The organism is Nguyenibacter vanlangensis (genome assembly GCF_013376155.1).
Lineage (GTDB): Bacteria > Pseudomonadota > Alphaproteobacteria > Acetobacterales > Acetobacteraceae > Gluconacetobacter > Gluconacetobacter vanlangensis.
In genome coordinates, this window is record NZ_JABXXP010000078.1 from 1 (window position 1) to 8920 (window position 8920).

10 protein-coding genes are annotated in these 8920 nt (G+C 68.5%); 7 read left to right on the forward strand and 3 right to left on the reverse strand.

What is annotated here, in order from left to right; all coding sequences use genetic code 11:
* Positions 1-709: FAD-dependent oxidoreductase (locus tag HUK84_RS06510; RefSeq protein WP_176639558.1), on the forward strand; the 709-nt coding region annotated here is incomplete at its 5' end.
* Between the two features lie 426 nt (positions 710-1135).
* Here HUK84_RS06510 and HUK84_RS06515 read toward each other — a convergent pair.
* Positions 1136-1558, reverse strand: a complete 423-nt coding sequence (locus tag HUK84_RS06515; RefSeq protein ID WP_176639559.1) for a hypothetical protein — start codon at positions 1556-1558, stop codon at positions 1136-1138.
* 335 nt (positions 1559-1893) lie between these two features.
* Here HUK84_RS06515 and HUK84_RS06520 point away from each other — a divergent pair, with 335 nt between their 5' ends.
* The 6 genes from HUK84_RS06520 to argC all read left to right on the forward strand — a co-directional run bounded on the left by HUK84_RS06520 (position 1894) and on the right by argC (position 8024).
* A complete protein-coding gene (locus HUK84_RS06520; protein WP_176639560.1) occupies positions 1894-3312 on the forward strand; it encodes a class II 3-deoxy-7-phosphoheptulonate synthase in 1419 nt (472 codons plus the stop codon).
* A gap of 62 nt (positions 3313-3374) precedes the next feature.
* Positions 3375-4559: a beta/alpha barrel domain-containing protein gene (locus HUK84_RS06525; RefSeq protein WP_176639561.1), complete on the forward strand. Its 1185-nt coding sequence runs from the start codon at positions 3375-3377 to the stop codon at positions 4557-4559.
* Positions 4560-4685: 126 nt separating this feature from the next.
* On the forward strand, positions 4686-5042 hold the full coding sequence (locus tag HUK84_RS06530; protein ID WP_176639566.1) for a hypothetical protein: 357 nt from the start codon (positions 4686-4688) through the stop codon (positions 5040-5042).
* Between the two features lie 75 nt (positions 5043-5117).
* Entirely contained in the window at positions 5118-6449 is a 1332-nt protein-coding gene (gene gltX, locus HUK84_RS06535) for a glutamate--tRNA ligase (RefSeq protein WP_176639562.1), read from the forward strand.
* A 160-nt stretch (positions 6450-6609) separates the two neighbouring features.
* A complete protein-coding gene (locus HUK84_RS06540) occupies positions 6610-7050 on the forward strand; it encodes a glycine zipper family protein (RefSeq protein WP_317135245.1) in 441 nt (146 codons plus the stop codon).
* Positions 7047-8024, forward strand: a complete 978-nt coding sequence (argC, locus tag HUK84_RS06545) for an N-acetyl-gamma-glutamyl-phosphate reductase (protein ID WP_176639564.1) — start codon at positions 7047-7049, stop codon at positions 8022-8024. The genes HUK84_RS06540 and argC overlap by 4 nt, the downstream gene beginning before the upstream one ends.
* Positions 8025-8042: 18 nt before the next feature.
* On the opposite strand, the gene HUK84_RS06550 is transcribed toward argC, so the two are convergent.
* Both HUK84_RS06550 and HUK84_RS23860 read right to left on the reverse strand, forming a co-directional pair.
* Positions 8043-8825: an RNA methyltransferase gene (locus tag HUK84_RS06550; protein ID WP_176639565.1), complete on the reverse strand. Its 783-nt coding sequence runs from the start codon at positions 8823-8825 to the stop codon at positions 8043-8045.
* Positions 8822-8920 (reverse strand): CysS/YqeB C-terminal domain-containing protein (locus HUK84_RS23860; RefSeq protein WP_456306662.1); only part of this gene is annotated, 99 nt, incomplete at its 5' end. The genes HUK84_RS23860 and HUK84_RS06550, both read right to left, overlap by 4 nt.

Here is an 8920-nt window from a genome sequence, read left to right on the forward strand (position 1 = left end):
GAACCGCTCGCCCGTCGCCATCCGGCCGCTGGACGCCGGGGACGGGGCAGGCGGATATGCGGTGCTGCTGGATGACGGGTCGCGCATTGCCGCGGATTGCGTGTTCTTCGCCACCGGCCGCCGGCCCAATGTCCGTTCGCTGGAGTTACGCCGTGCCGGGGTGGAAACCACCGCCCATGGCCGCATCGTGGTCGATCAGGCCGGCGAGACGAGCGCGTCGGGCATCTATGCCATCGGTGACGTGACCAACCGCCAGAACCTGACGCCGGTGGCGATCGCCGAGGGCCATAACCTGGCCGACCGCCTGTTCGGCACCGGCAGCCCGCGCCACTGGTCGCTGGAGACGACGCCCAAGGCCGTCTTCTTCTCGCCGCCGCTGGCCAGCGTGGGCCAGACGGAGGCGGAAGCGGCCGTGGAAGGCGCGGTGGACATTTATCTGGCCCGTTTCACCCCCATGCGCCACACGCTGAGCGGCCGGTCGCGCAAGACGGTGATGAAGCTGGTGGTGGACCAGGGAACGCAGCGCGTGGTGGGGGCGCACATGATCGGCGACGACGCGCCGGAAATGATGCAGGGCCTGGCGATCGCGGTGACCGCCGGCCTGACCAAGGCGGATTTCGACCGCACGGTGGGCATCCATCCGACCTCGGCCGAGGAATTCGTCACCATGCGCACTCGCACCCGGGTGACCGAACGCCAGGACGATTGAAGTCCGGCCGGTGTCTCCGGCTGGCCGGTCAAGCGCATCGGAGCGCAGCAAAGCCGCGTCGGATCGCCGGTTGTCCGATGACGTTATCTGGGCGCCCGAACTTTGCCCGGAAACGTGGGCTGGCGCGCGAGAGCGGAACGTAGTGGAGCGCCCGGCGTGGTTTTGTGAGCACCGAAGCGGAGCGGCCTTGTGGGCCGGTGAGCATCGGAGCGCAGCAAAGCCGCGTGGGATCGCTGGTTGTCCGATGACGTTATCTGGGCACCCGAACTTTGCCTGGAAACGTGGGCTGGCGCGCGAGAGCGGAACGTAGTGGAGCGCCCGGCGTGGTTTTGTGAGCACCGAAGCGGAGCGGCCTTGTGGGCCGTGAGCATCGGAGCGCAGCAAAGCCGCGTCGGATCGCCGCCAGCACGCGTTTACAGGCAAAGTTCAGCGGGGGGTGACCCAGCCGTTCCCTGTGGAATCCCCGAGCTGGCCCTGGCCGTAGGGGCCGCTGCCCTGATAGGCGCTGCCGAAGCGTGACAGGTCGCTGCCGGTGACCGCGTCGCGATGCACGTTGGCGTCATGGTCGGGGTCTGGCCCATGGGTCAGGTCCATCGACGGCGCGTCCTGGTAGCCGGGCGGCAGGGAGTGCCGGCCCTTGACCGTCAGATGCTCGCCGCCGGGGGATTCGATGCCCTGCGCGGTGGATTGGGCACCGGTCGTGCCGCTCGTGCCGGGCTGGTCCGGGGCGGCCAGGGCCGGCGTGACGAGCGCCGGGGCGACAAGCGCGGGCGTTGCGAGAAGAGCGGCTGCGGCCAAAGCTGACGCTGCCAGGCGCGAATACAAGGCCGTGCGAAGCGTGGCCACCATCGATCATCCCTCCGAAGTTCCGGGTTTCGGCCAGCATGTCATGCGTCCGGCGGCGCGGCAAATTCCGGCGCGTGCCGGGCACATGCCACGCATGTCGGCCTGGGGCCGGGTCTAGCCGATCGCCCCGGTGCGATGCACGCCCAAAAGATCCGCCCTGCGCATCCCTTACGCGTATTGCAGGCCGCACGCGACGATCCTCTTTGCGTTGGCGCGGGATTTTCTACATAAAGACTGCCCCCAGCGGCACGGCCGGCCATCGGGGCAGGGGGGAAGGCGGGGAGGAAGGCGATCCGGTCGCGTCCCGCCGGACGAGCAGAGGAATTTAGGATCCGACCATGAGTGCGATGCACACACAGAACAGTTCTTCCCGGCAGGCCTGGACGCCGGAGAGCTGGCGGTCGTTTCCCGTGCGCCAGGTGCCGGCCTATCCCGACCAGGACGCGCTGCGCGCGGTCGAGGAGCGGCTGCGCCGCTATCCGCCGCTGGTCTTCGCGGGCGAGGCGCGGCGGCTGAAGGCCAGCCTGGCCGAGGCGTCGCGCGGCAAGGCGTTCGTGCTGCAGGGCGGCGCCTGCGCCGAGAGCTTCGGCGAGTTCACCGCCGATATCGTCCGTGACACGTTCCGCGTGCTGCTGCAGATGGCGGTGGTGCTGACCTTCGGCGCCAAGGTGCCGGTGATCAAGATCGGCCGCATGGCCGGGCAGTATGCCAAGCCCCGGTCGTCCGAGACCGAGACGATCGGCGGGACCAGCCTGCCGTCCTATCGCGGCGACATCATCAACGGGCCGGATTTCACGCCCGCGGCCCGCATTCCCGATCCGGTGCGCATGGAGACCGGCTATTTCCAGTCGGCGGGGGTGATGAACCTGCTGCGGGCCTTCGCCGGCGGCGGCTATGCCAACCTGCATGAGGTCCATCGCTGGAATCTCGGCTTCGTCGAGCGCTCGCCGCTGGCCCAGCGCTATGGCGTGCTGGCCGAGCGCATCGACGAGACCCTGGCCTTCATGGCGGCCTGCGGCATGACGGGCGCGCGCCAGATGGACGAGACCGAGTTCTATACCTCGCACGAGGCGCTGCTGCTGCCGTACGAGCAGGCGCTGACGCGAATCGATTCGACCTCGGGCGAATGGTACGATTGTTCGGCGCATTTCGTCTGGATCGGCGACCGCACCCGCCAGCCGGACGGCGCGCATGTCGAGTTCCTGCGCGGCGTGCGCAATCCGATCGGCATCAAGGTCGGGCCCAGCACGACGATCGACGACCTGGAGCGGCTGCTGGACATCCTGAACCCGCAGGACGAGGCCGGGCGGATCTCGCTGATCTCACGCATGGGGGCCGAGGGCGTGGGCAGGCACCTGCCGCCGCTGCTGCGCAAGGTCATGGCGTCGGGCCGCACGGTCACGTGGTTGTGCGATCCGATGCACGGCAACACGATTTCGACCGTCAACAAGATCAAGACCCGGTCGTTCGAGGCCATCCTGGCCGAGATTCGCGGCTTTTTCGACGTGTTCCAGGCCGAGGGCGCCCATCCCGGCGGGGTGCATGTCGAGATGACCGGCCAGGACGTCACCGAATGCGTGGGGGGGGCCCACCGCTTGACGGAGGCCGATCTTGGTGAACGCTATGAGACGTTCTGCGATCCGCGGCTGAATGCCGAGCAGTCGCTGGAAATGGCCTTCCTGCTGGCCGAGGAACTGACGACCCGCCTGCGCGGGACGCCGGTGCGGGATTCGGCGAAGGGATCGGAGGCCGCATAAGCACGCGATGAACGCCGCGACCGGCAACGTCGCGGCGAAAGAATAAAGAATACGGAGGAAGAATGTCCGCAGCACACGAAAACGAGGCTTTCGGACCGTCTCAGGCCCTGGATGACGGAACGATCGCCGCGCGGACAGACGCCTATTTCAACCGGACGCGGGAGATCGTGACCCGCTTCGGCGACCGGCAGGTGACCTATGCCATGTTCATCCGCCGGCCGGTCATCTCGGCCCCGAGGCTGATGACCGCGTGGCTGGAAAACGTGGCGCGGGCGCGCGGCATCGCGATCACGCACGAGGTCATGTGCCCCGAAGGCGCCTGGGTGGGCGCGGGCGAGCCGCTGGTCTACGTCACCGGTTCGTTCGCGGCGCTGGCGCCGCTGGAGACTCTGCTGCTGCAGAAGCTGGGACCGCCCTGCGTCGCCGCGCACAATGCCTATCAGATGGCGCTGGCGCTGCCCGGCGTGCGTTTCCTGGCCATGGAAGCCCGGCATTGCGCGGGGTTCGAGATGCAGGAGCAGATGGCCTATGCCGCGTCGGTCGGCAGCCGGGCGGCGCAGCGCGAGGGCGCGCTGGGCTTCGTCGGCGGGGCGAACGACGCGACGGCCGGATTCTTCGGTGACCTGCCGGGCCTGGGTACCATGCCCCACGCGCTGGTGGGCTATGCGGGGTCGACCCTGCGTGCGGCGGAGATGTTCCACGAGACCTATCCCGATTCCGACCTGGTCGTGCTGGTCGATTATTTCGGGCGCGAGATCACCGATGCGCTGGAGGTCTGCCGCGCCTTTCCCGACCTGGCGGCGGCCGGCCGCGTCGCGGTGCGGCTGGACACGCATGGCGGCCGCTTCCTGGAGGGGCTGGACCCGCAATCGTCCTATGCCGCGCTGGAGCGCAACACGCCGGGCACCATCCGCCGCTATCGCTCGGACACCGAACTGCGCCACCTGGTCGGCACCGGGGTTTCGGCCGCTGCCGTCTGGCGCATGCGCGAGGCGCTGAACGAAGCGGGATTCGCCAAGGTGCGGATCATCGTCTCGTCGGGCTTCAGCGTCGAGAAATGCATGGTCATGGCCGATGCCCATGCCCCGATCGACGTCGTCGGCACCGGTTCCTTCATCCCCGACCGGTGGTCGGAGACCTATGCCACCGCCGACATCGTGTCCTATGACGGCCAGCCGCTGGTGAAGGTGGGGCGCGAATTCCTGCTGCGCAAAGCGCGCGACCGCGCGGTGCCGTCAGCGTCGTAACCGCATTTTCCCAGCCTTTCTTTGACCGGATATTTTCCCTTGAGCGATCCACACGATACTCCTTCCCCTTCCGATCAGGCAGACCCGGGGGCAGACCCGGCAGCCGATGCGGGTTGGCGGGTCCGCATTCTCGACCTGTCCGGCGGGGCGGAAGAAGGCATCGTCGAGGAGGTTTCGGGTTTCCTCGACCTAGCCCATGCCAATGCCTTCGCCCGGGCCTATGTGCGCGACAGCATGGAGCGCTGCCGCGTTGCGGGCGCGGGCCCGCGCGAGGTGCTGCAGGCATGGATGTCCTTCGGCGAGGATGCCGAGATCGTTGACGCCGGGGACGAGGGCTGGCGTTCGGCGAACGAGCTGGACGATTTCTCGGCCCATGCCGCGACGCCGATGGAGCGTGACTGGCGCGCCCTGGACCCCAGGCGCCTGGTCGAGGACGACGCAGGCGAAGAGGGCCGGGACGAAGAGGGTGGCGGGGACGAATAAGCCGCTTTGTCGCCCGGCTGCGCGACGGTGCGTCGCCGCTGGCCTTTCGCGCGCGGCCGACGCATATAAGGCGGCATGAAACTCCGCTTCGCGCCCAGCCCGACGGGCCTGATTCATGTCGGCAATGCTCGCCAGGCCATCGCCAACGCCCTGTATGCCCGCCGCCATGGCGGAAAGTTCCAGCTTCGCATCGACGATACCGACCGCGAGCGCTCGCGCGACGAGTATGTCGAGGCATTGCGCACCGACCTGGCCTGGCTGGGTCTGGGCTGGGACGAGACCTTCCACCAGTGCGACCGGCTGGCCCATTATGACGCCGCCATCGCGCGGCTGAAGGAATCGGGGCGGCTGTATCCCTGTTTCGAGAGCGAGCAGGAACTGGCGGCCAAGCGCGAGGCGCGGATCCGCATGCGCAAGCCGCCGGTCTATGACCGTGCCATGCTGCGCATGACGCCGGAGCAGCGCGCCCAGGCCGAGGCGAACGGCAAGGTGCCCTATTGGCGCTTCCGCCTGTCGGACCGGACGGTGACCTGGGACGATATGGTCATGGGTAAATCGCAGGTCAAGCTGCCGTCGATTTCGGACCCGGTGCTGGTGCGGGCCGACGGCACGGTGCTGTATACGCTGGCCTCGGTGGTCGATGACCTGGAAACCGGCATCACCCATATCCTGCGCGGCGAGGACCACCTGACCAATACCGGCGTGCAGATCGACATCGCCGAGGCGCTGGGCGCCCGTCCCGGCCGGTTCGCCTTCGCGCATCTGCCGTTGCTGCTGGACGAGGCGGGCGGCAAATTGTCCAAGCGGTTCGATGGCCTGTCCATCCGCGCCCTGCGTCAGGACGGGGTCGATCCGGGAGCCATCGTGTCGTACCTGGCGCGGCTGGGCAGCGCCGACGATCCGGCGCCGCTGTCCTTCGACGAACTGGCCGGTTCGTACGACGTGCGCCGGGTCTCGCGCTCGGCGGCGCGGTTCGACATGCGGCAGTTGCTGGCGCTGAATCGCCGCGTCCTGCACCAGATGCCCTTCGCCGCGATCCGTGACCGCCTGCCCGAGGGGGCGACCGAATCGTTCTGGCTGGCGGTGCGCGGCAATGTCGACATGGTGTCGGAACTGCGCCACTGGTGGGACGTGGTGGCGGGCGTGATCGTACCGCCGGTGCAGGACGACCAGGGCGCGTTCCTGTTGCAGGCGCTGTCCCTTCTGCCGGCCGAACCCTGGGACGGCGAGACCTGGAAGGACTGGACCGGCGCCGTTCGCGCCGCCAGCGGACGCAGCGGCAAATCGCTGTTCCACCCGTTGCGCGTGGCGCTGACGGGCGAGGAGAAGGGGCCGGAGATGCGCGACCTGCTGCCGCTGATGGGGCATGAGCGCGTGGCCGAGCGCCTGCGGATCGCCGCACGGTGAGCGGCGGCACGGTCATCCGACAGAGTTCGCGCCGCGATACGTCGCGCACCGTGCCGGGGATCGGGCCTTGGCCCGGCAGGATTGGATCCGGCGGTTTGACCGAACCGGGATCCGGGCTATCGTAGCGCCGGCCATGCAGTTTGCAGGACGGAGGCATGACGTGACCCGACGCATTCTTGTTGTCGCCGGCATTCTGGCCACCCTTGCAGGGTGCGCCGAAACTCCGATCGGACCGACTGTTCCGGTCATGCCGCCACCGGGAAAACCGTTCGAGGCCTTCAGGTCCGATGACGCGATCTGCCGCAATTTCGCGGCGGGTCAGGTGGCGGGGCAGGCCGAGCATGCCAATAATCGCGCCCTGGGGATGGCGGCGTTGACCACGGTGCTGGGCGCCGGGCTGGGGGCCGCGGTCGGTGGTGGCTACGGTGCCGGGATCGGCGCAGGCAGCGGCGCGGTTCTGGGCTCGGGGATCGGGGCCGGGTCCAGTTCGCGCATGCAGGGGAATATCCAGGGGCTGTATGACATCGCCTATTCGCAGTGCATGTATGCGAAAGGCAATCTGGTCCCCGGTGCGCCGCCGCCGGTCCCCCCGTCACCATGAGCATGCGCGTCGGCATTGTCGGGATCAGCGGCTTTGGCGGTGGCGAGGCGATGCGCCTGGTCGCGGGCCATCCGTCTTTCGAGCTGGTCTACGCCGCGGGCGAGGGGAGCGCCGGCAGCCGGCTGGCGGACCGTTTCCCGGGTGTGCCGGCCAAGCTGGCCGAGCTGGTGATCGAGAAATGGGACCCTGAGACCCTGCCGAAGCTCGATGTGCTGTTCGCGTCGTTGCCCACGGGCGCGTCGGCCGAGGCGCTGGCGCGCGTCCCCAAGGACGTGAAGATCGTCGATATCGGCGGCGACCACCGCTATGTCGAGGGCTGGGCCTATGGCCTGGCCGATGTGTGGCCAGCCCGGATCGCGGGTCAGGTCCGCGTTGCCAATCCCGGCTGCTTTCCCGCGGCGACGCTGAACGCGCTGGCGCCGCTGCTGGTCAACAGGCTGATCGAGCCCGGCAACATCGTGATCGACGTCAAGACCGGCATCTCCGGTGCCGGCCGGGGCGGCGCCGACAGCAGGTTCGGCTATGCCGAGAGCAACGAGAACCTGCTGCCCTATGGGCTGCTCAAACACGTCCACATGCCCGAGATTGCCGAGACGGTCGAGCGGCTGAGCGGCGGCAGCGCGGCCGGGCTGGTGTTCACGCCGCATTTGGTGCCGATGACCCGCGGCGTGCTCGCCACCATTTACTGCCGCGGCCGCGCCACCACGGACCAATGCCTGGACGCGGCCCGGCGCTTCTATGCCGGGCGGGCGTTCGTCCGCGTGACCGACAAGCCGCCGCAGACCAAATGGGCTACCGGCTCGAACCTCGCGTTCGTCAGCTATGCCGCCGATCCGGAGCGCAACCTGGTGATCGCGATGGGCGTGGTCGACAATCTGGGCAAGGGAGCGGCCGGTCAGGCGGTGCAGAATGCGAACCTGATCTGCGGCCTGCCGGAAACCGCAGGGCTGGACGGCGTACCCGTTTGGCCGTGAGCAGGGAAGAGGCGTCCGTCAGTCGGCGGATTGCCGCGCCTTGCGGCCGCGCGACAATTCGGTCACCACGCCGTGCAGGGTGCGCAGTTCCTGTTCGGTGACTTCGCCCCGGGTGAAGAAATGGCGCAGGTTGCGCACCATGCCCGGGCGTTTCTGCGCGTTGCGCAGGAAGCCGCATTCATCCAGGTCGTCGATCAGATGACGCATGAAATTTTCCAGTTCGCCCTTGGTGGCGACGTGGGTTTCGTTCGTCATCAGGGTGCGCGGCGGGGTCGTGTCTTCGGCCATCCACCATTCATAGGCCATGATCATGACCGCCTGCGCCAGGTTCAGCGACATGAAGGCCGGATTCAGCGGATAGCGGATCAGCGCGTCGGCGCGGGCCATGTCCTCGTTATCCAGGCCGGCGCGTTCGGGGCCGAACATCAGGCCGGTGCGCAGGCCGCGCAGGCTCATCTGCCGCAATTCGGCGGCGCCGCCGCGCGCGGTCAGCACCGTCTTGACGATATGGCGCGGGCGCGGGCAGGTGGCGAAGACATGGTGCAGGTCGGCGATCGCGTCGTCGACGCTGTCATGGACCGTCGCTTCTTCCAGAATCCGGTCGGCGCCGGAGGCCGCGCGCCAGGCCCGTTCCAGCGGCCAGCCGTCGCGCGGAGCGACCAGCCGCAGATGGAACAATCCGCCATTGGCCATGGCCCGCGCGGTGGTACCGATATTCTCGGCCATCTGCGGCCGGACCAGGATCACCACCGGGCTGTTGCCGATCGGGCCGATATCGGCCCCGCCGTCACGGCCGGTCACGCGCGCCTCCAGGTGGTGCCGGCTGGACCGTCCTCGAGCACGATGCCGCGTCCGGCCAGGTCGGCGCGAATGGCGTCGGCCCGGGCGAAATCGCG